We start from the raw sequence: 532 nt of genomic DNA on the forward strand, positions 1-532 counted from the left end.
CGGGCCCGCCCGGGGGTGAAGAGCTGCGCCTTGGTCTGGAAGTACTCTTCCATGCTCCCGTGCAGGTCAAGGTGGTCCTGGGTCAGGTTCGTGAAGCCTGCGACGTCGAACACGACCCCGTCCACGCGGTGGAACGCGACGGCGTGCGAGGAGACCTCCATCGAGGCGGCATCGAGGCCGCGTTCGCGCATCAGGGCCAGCAGGGCGTGGACGTCGGTGGACTCGGGTGTCGTGAGGAGGCTGGGAATGGGTTCGCCGCCGGCCAGGATCTCAATGGTGCCGATCAACCCGGTCTTCTTCCCGAGGGCCTGCAGCAGGGCGTTGAGGAAGTAGGTGGTGGTGGTCTTGCCGTTGGTGCCCGTGACGCCGTAGAGGGCCGGGGCGGGCGCGTCGTCCGGCCGGCTCCGGTAGATCAGGGCCGACAGCGCGCCCACGAGGCTGCGGGGTTCCTCGGCCAGCAGCACCGGCACGGCGATGTCGTGGGAGAAGGACAGCAGGCGCGCGCCGGCGTCGTCCGTCAACACGGCGGCCG

General features: G+C 69.9%; 1 pseudogene (cut by a window edge). It reads right to left on the minus strand.

The window, feature by feature from the left end:
• Positions 1-532 (minus strand): annotated as a pseudogene (locus K789_RS23225) (Mur ligase family protein); its annotated part runs 276 nt beyond the window's last position; the annotation flags it as partial.

Source organism: Arthrobacter sp. TB 26 (assembly GCF_000427315.1).
Taxonomy (GTDB): Bacteria; Actinomycetota; Actinomycetes; order Actinomycetales; family Micrococcaceae; genus Arthrobacter.